A 17,419-nucleotide genomic window follows, 5' to 3' on the forward strand; every position below is an offset into this window, starting at 1 on the left:
CGGCACGATCGCTTTCAAACTCCAGGCTGAAGACCATGGCGACCCTCCCCGCATGGCCCGCCGCACCGGCCCGCACCGCCACCGCCACGCCCGCCGCCCCCGAGGCCGGCCTGGCGTGGATCTTCGAAGACCCGCGCTCCAAGGCGCTGCTGGCCGAGGTGGAGCAGGTGGCGCCCAGCGACGCCGGCGTGCTCATCACCGGCGAGAGCGGCACCGGCAAGGAGCTGATCGCGCGCTACCTGCACAGCCGCAGCCCGCGCAGCGCCGCGCCCTTCGTGGCCGTGGGCTGCGGCGCGTTCTCCGAAGCGCTGGTCGATTCGGAGCTGTTTGGCCATGAAAGCGGCGCCTTCCCCGGCGCCTTCGGGGCGCAGCCCGGCTGGTTCGAGGAAGCCCATGGCGGCACCATCTTCCTGGACGAGGTGAACGACCTGCCGCTGGCCGTGCAGAACAAGCTGCTGCGCGTGCTGCAGCAGCGCGAGGTGGTGCGCGTGGGCGGGCGCCAGCCCATTCCCATCGACGTGCGCATCGTGGCCGCCGCGTCGGTGGACCTGCAGGCGCTGGTGCTGCAGCAGCGCTTTCGCAAGGACCTGTACTACCGCCTGAACGTGGTGAGCCTGGAGGTGCACACGCTGCGCGAGCGCCCGGGCGACATCGTGCCGCTGGCGCGCCATTTCATCGACGCCTACAGCCGGCGCCTGGGCTACCCGCGCCCGCAGCTCACACCCGCCGCCGAACGCGCGCTGCAGCAGGCGCCCTGGCCCGGCAACGTGCGCGAGCTGGAAAACACCATCCACCGCACGCTGCTGCTGGGCGAAGGCCGCACGCTGGACGCCGCCGACCTGCGGCTGTCCGGCACCGCGCGGCCGGGCACCGAGCCCGAAGCCCCGGCGCCAGCGGCGCCGCCGCAGGCCGCCAGCCCCTCGACACCGGGCCTGCCGCTGCTGCGCCAGGCCGTGCGCCAGCTGTGCGAAGCGCATGTGCCCGCGCTCTACCAGACGGTGGAAGACGCCGTGCTGCTGGAAGTCTTCCGCTGGTGCCACTACAGCCAGAGCGAGGCCGCGCGCGTGCTGGGCTTGAGCCGCAACGTGGTGCGCGCGCGGCTCATCCGCCTGGGCGAGGTCGGCGCGCCGCGCCGCGCCGGCGCCGATGCGGGCGCGCCACCCGCCGAATTTCCACCCGACACCGATTCCGAAAGCCCTTCCCCATGAGTCCGACCCCCGACCTCTTCTGGTTCCTGCCCACCTCGGGCGACACGCGCTACCTGGGCACCTCCGACTTCGGCCGCGCGCCCACCAATGCCTACCTGCGCCAGATCGCGGTGACCTCCGAGCAGTTGGGCTACGACGGCCTGCTCATTCCCACCGGCAGCTCGTGCCTGGACCCGTGGGTGACCGCCGCCAGCCTGGTGCCCGTCACCCAGCGCATCCAACTGCTGGTGGCATTGCGCACCTCGCTGGGCAACCCCACCGCGTCGGCGCGGCAGGCGGCCTCGCTCGATCAGGCCCTGGGCCCCGGCCGCCTGCTGCTGAACGTGGTGCCCGGTGGCGATGCGACCGAGCTGGCGGCCGACGGCGTTTTCTACAGCCACGACGAGCGCTACGCCGCCAGCGATGAGTTCCTGACCCTCTGGCGCCGGCTGCTGCTGGGCGAGAAGGTCGACTTCGAAGGCCGGCACCTGAAAGTGCAGGGCGCGCAGAACTTCTTCGCGCCCGCCACGCAGCCCTACCCGCCGCTGTACTTCGGCGGCTCGTCGCCCGCCGCGCACGCGCTGGCCGCGCGCCATGTCGATGCCTACCTGACCTGGGGCGAGCCGCCCGCCGCCGTGGCCGAAAAGATCGCCGACGTGCGCGCGCACGCCGCCGCCGCAGGCCGCGATCTCGACCGGCACCCGTTGCGCTTCGGCGTGCGCCTGCATGTCATCGTGCGCGAGACCAGCGAAGAGGCCTGGGCCGATGCCGACCGCCTCATCAGCCGCCTGACCGACGACGACATCGCCCGCGCCCAGCAGAACTACGCGCGCATGGATTCGCACGGCCAGCAGCGCATGGCCGCGCTGCACGGCGGCCGGCGCGATCGGCTGGTGGTAGGCCCCAACCTGTGGGCCGGCGTGGGCCTGGTGCGCGGCGGCGCGGGCACCTCGCTGGTGGGCAATGCACAGGAGGTGGCCGAGCGGCTGCAGGAATACGTGGAGGTGGGGGTGGACCGCTTCGTGCTCTCGGGCTACCCGCACCTGGAAGAAGCCATCCGCTTCGCCGAGCTGGTGTTTCCGCTGCTGCCCGGCCGGCAGGCGGTGACGCTGCGCGACCAGTCGCTGACCGGCGGCGCGTTCGACATCCGGGCGAGCCGGCCGGCGGCGGCCGAGCCCGTGGCGGCCACCGCGCCCGTGCCGGAGGCGGTGCGATGAGCGCCGCCACCACGACCCCGCGCGTGATCGACATGCGCTGCCGGCCCGCCTACCTGCACGACTTCTTCGGCCGGACGCCCGGCTCGCCCGGCGAAGACCTGGCGCGCTGGCTGAACCGGCGCGTGGGCACGCGCGGCGATGACGCGCACTTCACCCGCTCGCGCACACCCGAAGGCTTTCTGGCCGAGGTGCGCGATGCCGGCCTGTCGCACGCCGTGGTGGTGGGCCGTCACACGCCCGGCCAGCACCTGCCCAACGACACCATCCATGCCATCGTGCAGGGCCAGCCGGAGCTGATCGGCATCGGCGCGGTGGACCCGGCGCTGCAGGGCGAGGCCGCCGCGCTGGCCGAAGTGGAGCGCGCCGTGAAGGTGCTGGGCCTGGCGGGCATCGACATCGAACCGGGCTTCGGCCAGCCGCCGCGCCACCCGGACGACCCGGTGTACTTTCCCATCTACGAGCGGGCGCAGCAGCTGGGCGTGCCCGTGTTCCTGATGACCGGGCCGACCTCGCCCGAGCTGCGCTTCAACGACCCGGCCCCGGTCGCGCGCGTGGCGCAGGCCTTTCCGCGCCTGCCCATCGTGGCGTACCACGGCTGGTGGCCCAACGTGCAGCAGGCCATCGGCCTGGCCTTTCGCTACGACAACGTCTTCCTGGTGCCCGACATGTATTTGTTCCAGCCCGGCAGCACGGCCTATGTGGAGGCGGCCAATGGGTTTCTGGGCGACCAGCTGCTGTTCGGCTCGTCGTACCCGTTCCGGCCGATCGGCCAGTCCATCGAAGACGCCCTGGCGCTGGGCCTGCGCGAGAGCGTGATCGACCGGGTGCTGTACGGCAATGCGGCGCGGCTGCTGGGCATCGGCAGCGTGCCGGTGCAGGCCGGGCCCGCCTGACTCCCGTCGGCCTGCAGCGCCCGCCCGGCAAGGGCCAGGCTTTTTCTCAGAAGGTTTCCCAGTCGTCATCCGACCGCGATGACGGCGCGGGCGCCGGGCGCGGCGCAGCGGCCCGGGGGGCGGCCGGTGCCGGCGTGGCAGGTGCCTTGGGCTTGGCGGCCGGGGCGGTCAACGCGGGCGCGTTTGCGGCGGGTTTGGCAGCGGATGGAGCCGCGGATTTCGCAGCCGGCTTCGGTGCCGGCGCTACTGCAGCAGCGGGCGAAGGCGTGGCCGAGACGGCCGGGCGCGCCGGCGCCGGGCGGGCCGCCACGCGGGCGGGTGCCGCGACCGGGGCCGCACTGCGTGGCGCGGCCGACACCGCCGCCAGCGGCACCGCGCTTGCATCCACGCGGAACTGCGAGACAGCCTCGCGCAGGCGCTTGGCCTGCTCTTCCAGCGACGAGGCCGCCGCTGCCGACTCTTCCACCAGCGCCGCGTTCTGCTGCGTGGCCTGGTCCATCTGCACCACGGCCTGGTTCACCTGTTCGATGCCCGAGGACTGCTCGGTGGATGCGGCCGAGATCTCGCCCATGATGTCCGTCACGCGCTGCACCGAGGCCACGATCTCCTGCATGGTCGCGCCCGCGCGCTCCACCTGGGCCGAGCCCGCGCCCACCTTGCCCACCGACTCGTCGATCAGGCCCTTGATCTCCTTGGCGGCGGTGGCGCTGCGCTGGGCCAGGGCCCTCACCTCGCTGGCCACCACGGCGAAGCCCCGGCCCTGCTCGCCGGCACGCGCCGCTTCCACGGCGGCGTTCAGCGCGAGGATGTTGGTCTGGAAGGCGATGCCGTCGATCACCGCGACGATGTCCGCGATGCGGCGCGAGCTGCCCGCGATCTCCTGCATCGTCGCCACCACCTCGCCGACCGCCGCGCCGCCGCGCTGGGCCACCGCCATGCTGCTGGCGGCCAGCTGGTTGGCCTGGCGCGCGCTGTCGGCGTTCTGCTTCACGGTGGACGACAGCTGCTCCATGCTGGCGGCGGTTTCCTCCAGCGACGCGGCCTGCTGCTCGGTGCGCCCGCTCAGGTCGCCGTTGCCCAGCGCGATCTCGCGCGAGCCGGTGTGGATCTCTTCCACGCCCTGGCGCACTTGCGTGACCATGCGCGCCAGGCCCTCCTGCATGGTGCGCGCGGCGCCCATCAGGCGGCCGATCTCGTTGGACGAGCGCACCTCGATGCGCGTGGTGAGGTCGCCCTGGGCGACCTTTTCCAGCAGCGCGCCGGCGGCGTCCAGCGGCGCCAGCACGTTGCGGCGGATGAACACCCAGCACAGGACCGCCAGCACCACGCCCACCACCACCAGCACGCCGGCCGCGATCTCGGCGATGTACAGCAGCCGCACCGACTGCGCCTGCAGGGCATTGCCGCGCTGGCCTTCGGCATCGAAGAGCTGCTTCATCAGCCCCTCCATGTCCGCCAGCAGCTTGTTGCGCTGGGCGACGATCTCCTTGCCGCTGTATTCGGCCTCGTTGCCGCCGGCCAGGCCCACGGCGCCGCGCTGCACCAGGGCGGCGTAGGCGTCGAAGGCGGTGATCATCGACGTGGCGAGCTGGCGCTCCTGCGCCCAGTCGGCGGGCAGGCCCTGCGCGACGGACTGCAGGATGGGGCGCGCCTCCTGCATGGATTTCTCGGCGCGCGTGGTCTGCGACCGTACGCTGTCAGGCGGGTCGCCGCGCAGCACGTTGCGGTGGCCCACGGCCAGGGCGACGCGGTTGTCCCACATGCGGATCTCGGCCTGCTTGAGCGCAAGCATGTCGCGGGTCGTGCGGTCCTGCACCTCGCCGGCCATCACGCCGGCGCGGGTGCCCACCCAGCCCACCCCCACCGAGACCAGCAGCGCGCCGGTGAAGAACAGCAGCACCAGCAGCAGCGCCACCCGGATGGAAAGATTCCTGAACATGCCAACCCCTTGATCGAACCGGTCCACGGCGGACCACAACCCCACACCGTTTGCAACAAAAAGTTTGCCAGAAAAAGCCGACAAAACATGTCGGCTACCCGGTTGATTTCGGCCAGTGTGTCGGCTCAGCCACGCCCGCAGCCCACGGTGGCCCCGGGGTTTAAAACAAACGTTTGATTTATCGTGGTCTAATCCGCCGCGATGTCTCCCACCAGCCCTCCCGCCGCCCCGGCCGACGCCGCCGCCGGCACCCCCACGGCCCGACTGCGGCTGCTGCATGCGGCGCTGCGGCTGTTCGCCGAGCACGGCTACGCCAAGACGTCGATCCGCGCCATCGCGCAGGCCGCCCAGGCCAACGTGGCGGCCGTGAGCTACTACTTCGGCGACAAGGCGGCGCTGTATGCCGCGCTGTTTTCCGAGCCGTTCGGCGACATGCCGTCGCTGGTGGCGGACTTCACCCGCGACGGGCTCGATTTGCGCGAGGCGATGCAGCGCTACTTTCGTGGCGTGCTGGCCCCGCTGCAGCACGGCGAGATGGCGCGCCAGTTCATGCGGCTGCACATCCGCGAGATGCTGGAGCCCACCGGCCAGTGGGAAAAGGAGCTGGAGCAGGACGTGCGCCAGCCCCACGACGCCATGGTGCGGCTGCTGGGCCGGCACCTGGGCGTGGCCCGCCCCGACGACGACCTGCACCGGCTGGTGCTGGCCATCACCGGCCTGGCCTTCCAGATCTGGTGCCAGCAGGAAGTGCTGGCCGCGATGGAGCCGCAACTGCTGGCCACCCCCGAAGCCGTGGACGCCTGGACCGGCCGGCTCACCGAATACGCGCTCGCCATGGTGGCGGCCGAGCAGGCGCTGCGCGCGCCGGCCGCGGCCCCCCGCTAGCGCCATGCCTTTTTCTGGTTGCCCATGAAAACACCCCCAACGCACCGCCGCCCCCGCGCCCTGCTGGCCCTCGCCCTGCCCCTGTGGCTGGCCGCCTGCGCCGTCCCCAGCCCCGCCCCGCGCGTGGAGGCGCCCACGCCCGCCGGCTGGCAGGCGCCGCTGCCCCACCAGGGCAGCGTGGCCGACCTGTCCCGCTGGTGGGAGCGCGCCGGCGACCCGCTGCTGGCCGAGCTGATCGCCTCGGCGCAGGACATCAGCCCGAGCGTGGCGCAGGCCCGGGCGCGCCTGGCGCAGGCCCGCGCAGCCCGGGTGAGCGCGCGCGCCGCGCTGCTGCCCTCGCTGGACGGGCAGGCCAGCGCCAGCCGCGGCGTGAACGAGCAGGTGGGCGGCCTGGCCAGCACGGCCCAGGCCGCGCTGCAGGCCAGCTGGGAGGTGGACCTGTTCGGCGGCAACGCCGCCGCCAACCAGGCCGCGCTGCAGCGGCTGGCCGGCGCCCAGGCGCAGTGGCACGAGGCCCGCGTTTCCGTCGCGGCCGAAGTCGCCACGCAGTACAGCAGCTGGCGCCAGTGCCTGGCGCTGGCGGACGTGGCCGCCTCCGATGCCGCCTCGCGCGGGCAGACCGCGCAGCTGTCGCGCCTGAGCGAGCGGGCCGGCTTCACCGCGCCCGCCACGCTCGCCCTGGCGCAGGCCAGCGAGGCCGAGGGCCGCGTGCGCGCCGAGCAGCAGCGCATGGCCTGCGAGATCGATCTCAAGACCCTGGTGGCCCTCACCGGCCAGGACGAATCCGCACTGCGCGCCCGCGCCGCCGCCGCGCCGCTGGCGCCGGCGCCCGATGCGCTCTTCGCCATCGAGGCCCTGCCGGCACGCGTGCTGGCCCAACGGCCCGACGTGTACGCGGCCGAGCGCGAGGTGGCGGCCACCAGCGCCGACGTGGGCAGCGCCCGCGCCCAGCAGTTGCCGCGCCTCACGCTCAGCGGCTCGGTGGGCCGTGGCTGGGTGCGCACGGGTGGAGCCAGCATCACCTCCAACACCTGGTCCATCGGGCCGGTGGGGCTGTCGCTGCCGATCTTCGATGCGGGCCGGCGCGCGGCGCAGGTCGATTCCGCCGAGGCGCAGTACGACGCGGCCGTGCAGCAGTACCGCGGCACGGTGCGCCAGGCCGTGAGCGAGGTCGAGCAGGCGCTGGTGCGCCTGGCCAGCACCGCCGCGCGCAGCACCGATGCGCAGCGCGCCGCGGACGGCTACCGCGCCTCGTTCACCGCCACCGAGGCGCGCTGGCGCGGCGGGCTGGCCAGCCTGGTCGAGCTGGAAGATTCGCGCCGCACGGCGCTGGCCTCCGAGACCGCGCTCATCACCCTGCGGCAGGAGCGCATGGCAGCCTGGATCGGCCTGTACCGCGCGGCGGGCGGCGGCTGGGAGGCCGAGGCCACGCCGCAGGCCGCCGCGGCGGCGCCGCTGCCCGCCTCGACCCTGGCGCCTTCCGCCACACCCGCCCGGTGAGCCGCCCGCCATGCACCGCCGCACCGCTCGCCCCCGTCTCCCGCTTTGTCTTCAGTCGCCGTCGTTGACCGCATGAATGGAACCCCCATGCAGCGCATGAAATTCACCCCCTCTTCCCTCCCCGCGGCGCTGGCCGTGCTGGCCGTGTGCGTGCTCGCCGCCGCCGGCGCGCTGATGGCCGCCGGCCCCTCGCGCGCGGCGGACGATGCCAAGAGCGCCAAGGCCGGCGAGCCCCGGCCCGCGCTCACCGTCACCACCACGCAGCCCACGCGCACCTCGCTGGCGCAGCGCCTGCCCGCCAACGGCAACGTCGCCGCGTGGCAGGAGGCCAGCATCGGCACCGAAAGCAGCGGCCTGCGCCTGACCGACGTGCGCGTGAACGTGGGCGACACGGTGCGCGCCGGCCAGGTGCTGGCCACCTTCGCGCCCGAGACGCTGCAGGCCGACGTGGCCCAGGCCCGGGCGAGCCTGCTGGAGGCCCGCGCGAGCGCCGCCGAGGCCGCCGCCAACGCCGAGCGCGCCCGCACGCTGCAGGCCAGCGGCGCCCTGAGCCAGCAGCAGATCCAGCAGTACTCGACCGCCGGCGAGACCGCCCAGGCCCGCGTGGAGGCGGCGCAGGCGGCCCTCAACGCGCAGCAACTGCGGCTCAAGCACGCCCAGGTGCTGGCGCCGGACAGCGGCGTCATCTCCTCGCGCACGGCCACCGTGGGCGCGGTGCTGGGCGCGGGCACCGAACTCTTTCGCATGGTGCGCAAGGGCCGCCTGGAATGGCGCGCCGAGGTCACCTCCAACGACCTGCCGCGCATCCGCCCCGGCAGCCAGGTGGTCGTGACGGCCGCCAGCGGCGCGCAGGTGCCGGGCACCGTGCGCATGATCGCCCCCACCGTCGATCCGCAGACGCGCAACGGCCTGGTCTATGTGGACCTGCCACTGCACCCCGACGTGCGTGCGGGGATGTTCGCGCGCGGCGACTTCCTGCTCGGCCAGCGCGATGCGCTCAGCGTGCCGCAGTCGTCGGTGGTGGTGCGCGACGGCTTCAGCAGCGTGTTCGAGATCGGCGAGGGCAGCCGCGTGGTGATGCGCCGCGTGCAGACCGGCCAGCGCACAGGCGACCGGGTGGAGATCGTCTCGGGCCTGCAGCCGGGCGTGACGGTGGTCGAGCGCGGCGGCGCGTTCCTGAACGACGGCGACCTGGTGCGCGTGCAGGCCGCAGCGCCCGCAGCAGCGGCGTCCGCGCCGGCGCCCCGGCCCGCGGCATCTGCACCAAAAGTGCCTGCAGCACAATGAATACTAGGGCATCATGCTATTAAATAAGGAGCAAAACATGCTTTTGCCCGGTTGCCACCGCGGCCCTGCTGCCGCCCGCAAGGACCTGCCATGAACCTCTCCGCCTGGTCCATCCGAAACCCGATTCCGGCCGCGATGCTGTTCGTGCTGCTCTCCTTCGCGGGGATGCTGTCGTTCCACGCGATGAAGGTGCAGAACTTTCCCGACATGGACCTGCCCGTGGTCATGGTCACCGCGTCGCTGCCGGGCGCGGCGCCGGGGCAGCTGGAAACCGACGTGGCGCGCAAGATCGAGAACGCCATCGCCACCACGCAGGGCCTCAAGCACATCACCTCGACCCTGGTGGACGGCACGGCCACCATCGCGGCCGAGTTCCAGCTCGAAAAGCCGGTGCAGGAAGCGGTGGACGACGTGCGCTCGGCCGTGAGCCGCGTGCGCGCCGACCTGCCGGCCGACCTGCGCGACCCCATCGTCGCCAAGCTCGAACTGTCGTCCCAGCCCATCCTGGCGTTCGCCATCGCGTCCGACCGCCTGGACGACGAGGCGCTGTCGTGGTTCGTGGACGACACCCTCACCCGCCGCCTGCTGGCCGTGCCGGGCGTGGGTGCGGTGAACCGCGTGGGCGGCGTGTCGCGCGAGGTGCGCGTGTCGCTCGACCCGCTGCGCCTGCAGGCCCTACGGGCCACGGCCGCGGACGTGTCGCGCCAGCTGCGCCAGGTGCAGATCGAGAGCGCGGGCGGCCGCGCCGACCTCGGCGGCGCGGAGCAGCCCGTGCGCACCATCGCCACCGTGCAGACGGCGCAGGAGATCGGCGCCATGGACATCCCGCTCACCGACGGCCGCCACATCCGGCTCGACCAGGTGGCCACCATCAGCGACACGGTGGCCGAGCAGCGCACCGCCGCGCTGCTGGACGGCAAGCCGGTGATCGGCTTCGAGGTCTCGCGCAGCCGCGGCGCCAGCGAGGTCGAGGTGGGCGCGGGCGTGCAGCGGGCGCTGGACAAGCTCCAGGCCGAGCGGCCCGACCTGCACCTCACGCGCACGGTCGATTTCGTGGACATCGCCAGCGACGAGTACGACAGCTCCATGCGCCTGCTGTACGAGGGCGCCATCCTGGCCGTGGTCGTGGTGTGGCTCTTCCTGCGCGACTGGCGCGCGACCATCGTCTCGGCCGTGGCGCTGCCGCTGTCGGTCATCCCGGCCTTCATCGGCATGCACCTGCTGGGCTTTTCCATCAACATCATCACGCTGCTGGCGCTGTCGCTGGTGGTGGGCATCCTGGTGGACGACGCCATCGTGGAGGTGGAGAACATCGTGCGCCACCTGCGCATGGGCAAGTCGCCCTACCAGGCGGCGATGGAGGCGGCCGACGAGATCGGCCTGGCGGTGATCGCCACCACCTTCACGCTGATCGCCGTGTTCCTGCCCACCGCGTTCATGAGCGGCATTGCCGGGCGCTTTTTCAAGCAGTTCGGCTGGACGGCGGCGCTGGCGGTGTTCGCCTCGCTGGTGGTGGCGCGGCTGCTCACGCCCATGATGGCCGCCTACATCATGAAACCCATGGTGGCGCAGGAGAAGGAGCCGCGCTGGCTGGGCGCCTACATGCGCGCCTCGGCCTGGTGCCTGCGCCACCGCGTGATCACGCTGCTGGGCGCGCTGCTGTTCTTCGCCGGCTCGATCGCGCTGATCCCGCTGCTGCCCTCGGGCTTCATCCCGGCCGACGACAACGCGCAGACCCAGGTCAACCTGGAGCTGCCGCCCGGCAGCCTGCTGGCCGACGCCCGCGTGGCGGTGGCGCAGGCCACCGAGCGCGTGCAGCGCGTGGGCCACGTGGCGAGCATCTACACCACCATCGGCGGCGGCTCGGCCGGCTCCGACCCGTTCGCCGGGGCGGGCGTGGGCGACCCGCGCAAGGCCACGCTCACCCTGCGCATGGACCCGCGCGGCGAGCGCCCGCGCAAGCAGGTCATCGAGCAGCAGCTGCGCGCCGCGCTGGAAGACCTGCCCGGCGTGCGCGTGAAGATCGGCCTGGGCGGCTCCAACGACAAGTACGTGCTGGCCCTGGCCAGCGAAGACCCGCAGGCCCTGGCCACGGCCGCGCAGGCGGTCGAGCGCGGCATCCGCACCATCCCGGGCATCGGCGGCGTGAGCTCCACCGCCAGCCTGGTGCGCCCCGAGATCGCCGTGCGCCCGGACTTCGCGCGCGCCGCCGACCTGGGCGTGACCAGCAGCGCCATCGCCGAGACCCTGCGCGTGGCCACGGTGGGCGACTACGACCAGTACCTGCCGAAGCTGAACCTGGCGCAGCGCCAGGTGCCCATCGTCGTGCGCCTGGACAACGCGGCGCGCGAGGACCTGTCGGTGCTGGAGCGCCTCACGGTGCCCGGCGCCCGCGGGCCGGTACGGCTGGGCGAGGTCGCCACGCTGGAGGTGGCGGGCGGGCCGGCCGTCATCAGCCGCTACGACCGCTCGCGCAACGTCAACTTCGAGATCGAGCTGGGCGCGCGTGGCCTGGGCGAGGTGACCGAGGCCGTCAAGCAGCTGCCCGCCGTCGCCCAGCTGCCCGCGAGCGTGCGCCTGATCGACGTGGGCGATGCCGAGATGATGGGCGAGCTGTTCGCCAGCTTCGGCCTGGCGATGCTCACGGGCGTGATCTGCATCTACCTCGTGCTGGTGCTGCTGTTCAAGGACTTCCTGCAGCCGGTGACCATCCTGGCGGCGCTGCCGCTGTCGCTGGGCGGGGCGTTCGTGGCGCTGCTGGTGGCGGGCAAGAGCTTTTCGATGCCCTCGCTCATCGGGCTCATCATGCTGATGGGCATCGCCACCAAGAACTCCATCCTGCTGGTGGAGTACGCCATCGTGGCGCGCCGCGACCAGGGCATGAGCCGCTGGGACGCGCTGCTGGATGCCTGCCACAAGCGCGCGCGGCCCATCATCATGACCACGCTCGCCATGGGCGCCGGCATGATGCCCATCGCCCTGGCGCTGGGCAGCGCCGACATGAGCTTTCGCTCGCCCATGGCGGTGGCGGTGATCGGCGGGCTCATCACCTCGACCGTGCTCAGCCTGCTGGTGGTGCCGGCGGTGTTCACCTACGTGGACGACTTCGCGCAGTGGTTCCAGCGCCGGGTGATGCGGCGGCCCGCGCCGCCGCCGCGCCCCCCACAGGCACCCGGCGCGCCCGAAGCGCCGCACCCGCTGTGAGTGGCCGCGCGCCGGCGCCCTGCCGCCGACGGCGCCGCCCGCCCCTCTAGCACAGGGTTTGAACCGCCGCGCCCTGGGCGCGGCGGCCGGTTCGCCTATCGGCGCACGGCTTCGCATCGCCGGGACGGCCGCAAGGACTTGTATACGACCATGGGATTCCAGAAGAATTCCAGGGAGACAGGACCATGCGTGCCAACCATTCAGGGGAAATCCAGCCAGTCGGCCTGCCCCCGTCCACGCCTGCACAGCCGGCCCCCCCGGTGCCGGATGCGCCGGAGCGCAGCGCCAGCCTGAAGGGGCCGGAAGGGCTCGCTTCGCGCGGCAAGAGCGGATCGGCGGCGGTCTACACCACGGCCAACATGGCGCAGCGCTCGGACCGGACCGTCCTGTCCAAGCTCAAAAGCCTCTGGAAGGGCGGCAAGACCACGGCCAACGCCAGCCTGGGCCCGCTGGCGGTGGGCACGCAGACCCAGCACCCGGTGGTGCGGCACAACCAAGTGCAGGCGCCACGGTTCGAGGCGGACGGACGGGTGCCGCTGCCTAACGCCACCAAGACCGGGCTGGCGCAGGCCGTGAAGGAGGCGCTGCACCAGGTGGAGACCGGCCAGGCCCCCGGCGCCGAGGCATCGGGCCAAACCGGCGGCGTGGCGGGCACGGCGACGTACTGGGCCCAGCAGGCGCTGTCCGTGCTGTCGCTGGGCAAGGGCCCTGCCAGCGTGCCCAGCGATGCACTGGAGATGTTCTATGAAGCCGGGGGCCTCAAGGCCGGAGGCCAGAGCAGCCAGGGCAGCGCCACGGCGGAAACGAAGTCCATCGTGCTGGGCCATCTGGAAGGCCTGGTCCATGCCGAGAAGGCCAAGGCGACCATCCACCTGGCCACCCAGGCCGCATTGCCCGATGGCGCGCGCGTGAACACGGAAGGCGCACTGCAACAGCTGACCGACGCCGCCAAGGCCGCCGAGCAGCGCTCCAAGGACGCGGCGACCGCCGCCAGCGCCAGGATGGTCGCCGAACTGCTCTCGGGCGTGCCCGAGCCCCTGCAGGCCCGGCTGCAGGCGGCCACCGACACGCTGGTCGCGGCACTGAACCACGGCACCAAGGTGCCCGACGTGCTGGCCGTCGAGCTGCTGATCAACACCGCCCGCGACACCTTTGCCGGCGACCCCGAAGGCCTGGCGACGGCCATGGAAGACCTGTCGCACAGCCCGCCGGCCCGCCTGGTCGGCCTGGTGCACGACACCTTGCAGTCCTCCGGCCAGGACAACGAAACCCGCGCCGAGCAGGCGCCGCTGTCGCGCCTGGCGTGCGCGATCGCCGGGCCGCCGGGCGGCATGCGCATGCTGGCCAGGATGACGGACCCTCCCGCCGCCGGGACCCGGCAGGATGCCCTGCAGGTGGCCATGTCGGCGATGCTGCACCTGCAGTCGTCCCTGCCGCAGGAGGGCCCCGGGTCGGCCGAGGCCCCAGCGGACATCGCATTGATGCGCGCCGCGGTGGAGCATGCGGTCGAGCTGGTCCAGCCAAGGCACCACCCGGTGCCCGAATCCGAGCGGACGGTGGCGCAGCGCACCGCGTTCCATTGCCTGCAGAACGGGTTCACGACCAAGGCGCAGGGCTCCAGCTACGACCGCGTGCGCCAGCGGCTGCTGCAGTTCAGCGACGGGGCGCTCGACCAGACCAGCCAGCGCAACGCGCGGGCGGCGTCGGGGCGGCTGGGGCGCTTGCGTAACTGGCTGACGGGCGGGCTGCCCAAGGCCATCGTCAAGAATTCGGCGGGCATGGAAGGGCTGCTGGCGCCTGCGCTGCCCGCCATCGCATCCTGGCTGCCCGGCGCGCAGCCGACGATGTGGCGCAAGTCGGTCATGCGCAAGATGACCGCCGCCGCCGGCGAGAACGGCATGCTGCCGCGCCGCGACGAGGCCGTGGCATCGCTGCACCGCACGGCCACCGACCTGCGCATCGATCTGCAGTCGCGCGCAGGGGCCGGCGCGTCGCCGGCCGAAACCCTGATGCTCGGGGTGCTGACGGAGCTGGGGCTGGGCGGAGACACGCCGGCCCCCTCGCAGAGCACGCTCAAGCACCTGGGCAAGGACCTGTTCCAGAAAGTGGAGGCCCACCTGGGGGCCGAGGGCGTGGCCGGGCTGCCTCCCGGCCTGGCCGCGGACTGGCAAGCGCTGCGCGGCAGCCGCCCCAATGTCGGGCACATCCTGCGGGTGCTGAGCGAGCACACCGATCTGCGGGCCCTGGCCGATGGCACGCTGTCGCCCACGGTGGGCCCCAGCCAGGTCGCCCGGGGCCTGCGCACCGACGCCATCGCCCACGAAGCCATCGGCGGCTTCCATGAGATTGCCGAAGCGGCCAGGGCCGCGGCCGGCGCGGAGGCGCCGCAGACCCGGGCACTGGCCGACCTGATGGTGGTGTCGGCCGACCTGCTGGCCAAGGTGAAGCCCGCGGCCGCCTTGCGGTCCCTGCGCATCGACACCTTCGAGGCCATCGAGAGCAAGCTCACCCAGGACTGGCTCAAGACCCTGCCCGAGGGCGAGCGCCCGTCCCGGGAAGAGGCCCTGGAGCAGGTGCAGAACGCCTGGCCCGCTTCGGTACGGAGCGCCTGGTCCCAGATGAAGGAATCGGGCGACGATGCGGGCCGGCTGATGCGCACCCTGGTCGATGCGGCCCTGGCCGTGCCATGGAGCCCGCCCGCGGCCAGCACCGGCGCGGCGTCCAGCAGCACCGCGCCCCGCACGGTGGCCGATACCGTGAAAACGGCGGCGCCCGCGCTGCAGGCCCTGCAGCGGGACGTGCACGTGAACCGCTTCGAGCTGTGCGTGTCGGACACCATCACGCTGTTCAACGACCTGCGCGGCCCGGCCGACGCGGCCGAAGTGATGAAGTCGCTGTCGCAGCGCATCAGCCTGGGCGAGAAGATCAAGAGCAGCGATGCGCGGCTGGCCCGGCTGGAGCTGGGCAAGGCCGTGTCGGTGACCACCGCCACGCCGGAACTCGTCACGCCGATCGCGGGCATCGGCCTGGGGCACGAGCGCTCGATGGACCTGAACATGGTCGGTGCGGCCATGCAGATGCAGATCGCCACGGCGGACTCCAAGAACGCCAACGTGGGGCTCAGCGTGGGCCTGCGGCGCGAGCTGGGGAACCAGGACCACGAGTTCAACCTGGGCGATGACGAAGCGGGCATCGCGCTGCGCTTCGACATGCGCCTGGAGGCCGGCGGCGAGACCTCGCGCACCGAGGGCGTGAGCCTGCGCATGCAGCGCACCGCCTCCCATGAGGACACCTTGCGGCGGCACTTCGCCGATGCGCTCATTGCCATGGCCCACGGCGGCGGCGCATCGACGGAAGGGGCCCTGGAGATGGACCCGCTGGCCCACCTGCTGGAGCACTTTCCCGCCCTGGCGGTGGCCGAACTGTCCAACACCAAGCGCAGCCGCACGTCCGAGATGGCCATCGGCGCCAATGCCATGGTGCGTGCCCGCGGGCCCCGGGACCGCGACGAGCACGACCGCAAGGCCACGCGGCGCGCCATCGGCGTGGGCGTGCAGGCGGGGGTCGCCAGCAGCAACCAGCGGTCGCGCTCGGTGCAGACGGAAAGCCGTTCGGGGCTGAACGTGGAGGAATACAAACTGTCGGCGCAGCACCGGGCCGATGTCCGCGCGAGCGCCAACGCCAGCCTGGGGCTGGTGCCGGCGTCCAAACACGATCCGGAAAAGGCCGCCCAGGCGCGCGGGGCCGGGCTGGACTTTCGCAAGCAACTGGCCAACAGCGGGGTCGATACCACGCTGCGCATGACGACCCGCCATGGCGAAACCTGGGCCGACCAGACCCAGATGATCCGCGAGTTCGAAGACCTGGATGATTTTCTGGCCGAGCTCGAACCCCGGATGCACGAGTTCGTTTCGGTCATGGCCGCACGCGACGGCGTGCCGCATGCCTCGGCGGAAGAAAAGACCGGCCGCGCCTGGCTGCGCCTGCAGGACACCCTGGTCCAGGCTGCGCAGGCCAGCGCGCCCGGCATGACGTTTTCCGTGGTGACCAAGCTGCGCCCCCAGGCAGCCGAGGCCTACGACAAGCTGCAGGGCCTGGCACAGCAGGCCACCGGGACGGGCCAGAAAGCCGCCGCCGCAGCGCAGCAGGCGACCCAGGCCGCCCGTCGAGCCACCATGGAAAGCCAGCAGGCCCAGGCCGCCATCCGGCGGGCCGCTGCCGCAGGCCAGCCCGCCGTGGCACTGGCCCAGCAAGAAGCCGTCGCACGATTGCGGGACCTGGCGGCCACCCAGCAAGCCGAGGCAGCGCGCCAGCAGGCCATCGCACAGGCACAGCAGGCCAAGGCCGACGGCTACCGGGCCAAGGTGCGCACCCTGCTGAACAGCCACGACGCCTGGACCGCCAACAACCTGCAATTCAAGACGAAGGCCAAGGACGAGGCATCGCAGAGCGCCGCCCTCGGCATGCTGCAGGGCAAGGCGGCGTCGGAGTCCACCCGGCTGCACGAATTTCTGCCGGCAGGCTCCCAGCAGGTGGGCCGCACCCCGCAGCAGCACGCCGCAGCCCCCGAAGATCACTCGGCCCGATGGGCGCCGAAATTCGCCCCGGTGGCGCAGAACCCCGAGCCCAGGCCCGATCCCGAAGCGGGAGTCGAAATCGAAAGGGAGCCGGTGGCGGCCGCCGATCCCCAGGCGGTCTGGCGCGCCCGCGCCGAGGCCCAGGCCACCAAGCTCACGGCCCAGGCACAACAGCAAGCGCAAGGCCTCTTCACCCGGGCCAACGGCGGCGTGAACAAGGCGCAGGAGCCCGAGGAGCCGGACCTGCAGACTCCCCAAGCCCCGGACGTGGAACCCCCACCAACGCGGCAACGACGCCCGACGCTGGGCCAGTTGTTCAAGGAGCCGTTCAACGACCAGCACCCCCTTCACCCGCTCCCCAGGCCGCCGGTCATCGCCAGCCCCTCCTTGCAGGACTGGGTGCCCGAAGACGATGGCGTGGACGGCGAGCCGTCCGAGAGCCATCCCCTTCCGCTGCCACCCGAGGGGACCACCCCGCCCACTAGCGCAGCGGGACGCCGGGCCACGCCCGCAGGCGCACGTTGGGCCCCCACGACCCCGCAGCCCATGCCCCTGCCCACGCCGGAGTCCGTCGGGGCTACGGGCCGCGCGGTACCGCGGCCCGTGCCCCCCAACTTCGACCCACGGCGGCCCCCCGTGACCCCGCAGCCCCTTCCGCTGCCCACGCCGCCGGCCGGCCGCAGCGCCGGATCCGGAGCGGGCGCGTCCCGGCCCACGCCCTGACGGCGGG

At 72.7% G+C, this 17,419-nt stretch carries 9 protein-coding genes; 8 read left to right on the forward strand and 1 reads right to left on the reverse strand.

All coding sequences use genetic code 11. The features are described 5' to 3' along the window. Positions 1 to 35 precede the first annotated feature (35 nt). From AVTE2539_RS08520 to AVTE2539_RS08530, 3 genes are read left to right on the forward strand one after another with little or no spacing between them, the layout of a single operon-like run. On the forward strand, positions 36 to 1,208 hold the full coding sequence (locus AVTE2539_RS08520) for a sigma-54 interaction domain-containing protein (protein WP_284409749.1): 1,173 nt from the start codon (positions 36 to 38) through the stop codon (positions 1,206 to 1,208). Further along, the gene (gene ssuD / locus AVTE2539_RS08525) at positions 1,205 to 2,404 is read left to right on the forward strand and encodes an FMNH2-dependent alkanesulfonate monooxygenase (RefSeq protein WP_284409751.1); all 1,200 of its coding nucleotides are present in this window, start codon (positions 1,205 to 1,207) and stop codon (positions 2,402 to 2,404) included. The genes AVTE2539_RS08520 and ssuD overlap by 4 nt, the downstream gene beginning before the upstream one ends. Continuing rightward, positions 2,401 to 3,297 (forward strand): amidohydrolase family protein, encoded by an 897-nt coding sequence (locus AVTE2539_RS08530; RefSeq protein ID WP_284409753.1) that lies wholly within the window; start codon positions 2,401 to 2,403, stop codon positions 3,295 to 3,297. The genes ssuD and AVTE2539_RS08530 overlap by 4 nt, the downstream gene beginning before the upstream one ends. Before the next feature lie 46 nt (positions 3,298 to 3,343). Here the strand turns inward: AVTE2539_RS08530 and AVTE2539_RS08535 are convergent, their stop codons facing one another. Then, complete coding sequence (locus AVTE2539_RS08535) at positions 3,344 to 5,236, reverse strand: methyl-accepting chemotaxis protein (protein ID WP_284409755.1); 1,893 nt, start codon at positions 5,234 to 5,236, stop codon at positions 3,344 to 3,346. A 201-nt stretch (positions 5,237 to 5,437) separates the two neighbouring features. Here AVTE2539_RS08535 and AVTE2539_RS08540 point away from each other — a divergent pair, with 201 nt between their 5' ends. The 5 genes from AVTE2539_RS08540 to AVTE2539_RS08560 all read left to right on the forward strand — a co-directional run bounded on the left by AVTE2539_RS08540 (position 5,438) and on the right by AVTE2539_RS08560 (position 17,412). Beyond that, positions 5,438 to 6,121 (forward strand): CerR family C-terminal domain-containing protein, encoded by a 684-nt coding sequence (locus AVTE2539_RS08540; RefSeq protein WP_284409757.1) that lies wholly within the window; start codon positions 5,438 to 5,440, stop codon positions 6,119 to 6,121. 24 nt (positions 6,122 to 6,145) lie between these two features. Beyond that, positions 6,146 to 7,621 (forward strand): efflux transporter outer membrane subunit, encoded by a 1,476-nt coding sequence (locus tag AVTE2539_RS08545; protein WP_284409759.1) that lies wholly within the window; start codon positions 6,146 to 6,148, stop codon positions 7,619 to 7,621. 87 nt (positions 7,622 to 7,708) lie between these two features. Then, entirely contained in the window at positions 7,709 to 8,908 is a 1,200-nt protein-coding gene (locus AVTE2539_RS08550) for an efflux RND transporter periplasmic adaptor subunit (protein ID WP_284409760.1), read from the forward strand. A 90-nt stretch (positions 8,909 to 8,998) separates the two neighbouring features. Further along, positions 8,999 to 12,112, forward strand: a complete 3,114-nt coding sequence (locus AVTE2539_RS08555) for an efflux RND transporter permease subunit (protein ID WP_284409762.1) — start codon at positions 8,999 to 9,001, stop codon at positions 12,110 to 12,112. Positions 12,113 to 12,297: 185 nt separating this feature from the next. Beyond that, on the forward strand, positions 12,298 to 17,412 hold the full coding sequence (locus tag AVTE2539_RS08560) for a hypothetical protein (RefSeq protein ID WP_284409764.1): 5,115 nt from the start codon (positions 12,298 to 12,300) through the stop codon (positions 17,410 to 17,412). Positions 17,413 to 17,419 lie beyond the last annotated feature (7 nt).

Origin of the sequence: Acidovorax sp. SUPP2539 (assembly GCF_030158975.1) — a bacterium.
Classification (GTDB): Bacteria; Pseudomonadota; Gammaproteobacteria; order Burkholderiales; family Burkholderiaceae_C; genus Paracidovorax.

Bases quoted from the DNA above. Each gene is read 5' to 3' on its own strand.
- ssuD (WP_284409751.1), top strand. From the start codon at position 1,205: ATGAGTCCGACCCCCGACCTCTTCTGGTTCCTGCCCACCTCGGGCGAC.
- AVTE2539_RS08540 (WP_284409757.1), top strand. From the start codon at position 5,438: ATGTCTCCCACCAGCCCTCCCGCCGCCCCGGCCGACGCCGCCGCCGGC.
- AVTE2539_RS08550 (WP_284409760.1), top strand. From the start codon at position 7,709: ATGCAGCGCATGAAATTCACCCCCTCTTCCCTCCCCGCGGCGCTGGCC.
- AVTE2539_RS08555 (WP_284409762.1), top strand. From the start codon at position 8,999: ATGAACCTCTCCGCCTGGTCCATCCGAAACCCGATTCCGGCCGCGATG.
- AVTE2539_RS08545 (WP_284409759.1), top strand. From the start codon at position 6,146: ATGAAAACACCCCCAACGCACCGCCGCCCCCGCGCCCTGCTGGCCCTC.
- AVTE2539_RS08535 (WP_284409755.1), bottom strand. From the start codon at position 5,236: ATGTTCAGGAATCTTTCCATCCGGGTGGCGCTGCTGCTGGTGCTGCTG.
- AVTE2539_RS08560 (WP_284409764.1), top strand. From the start codon at position 12,298: ATGCGTGCCAACCATTCAGGGGAAATCCAGCCAGTCGGCCTGCCCCCG.
- AVTE2539_RS08520 (WP_284409749.1), top strand. From the start codon at position 36: ATGGCGACCCTCCCCGCATGGCCCGCCGCACCGGCCCGCACCGCCACC.
- AVTE2539_RS08530 (WP_284409753.1), top strand. From the start codon at position 2,401: ATGAGCGCCGCCACCACGACCCCGCGCGTGATCGACATGCGCTGCCGG.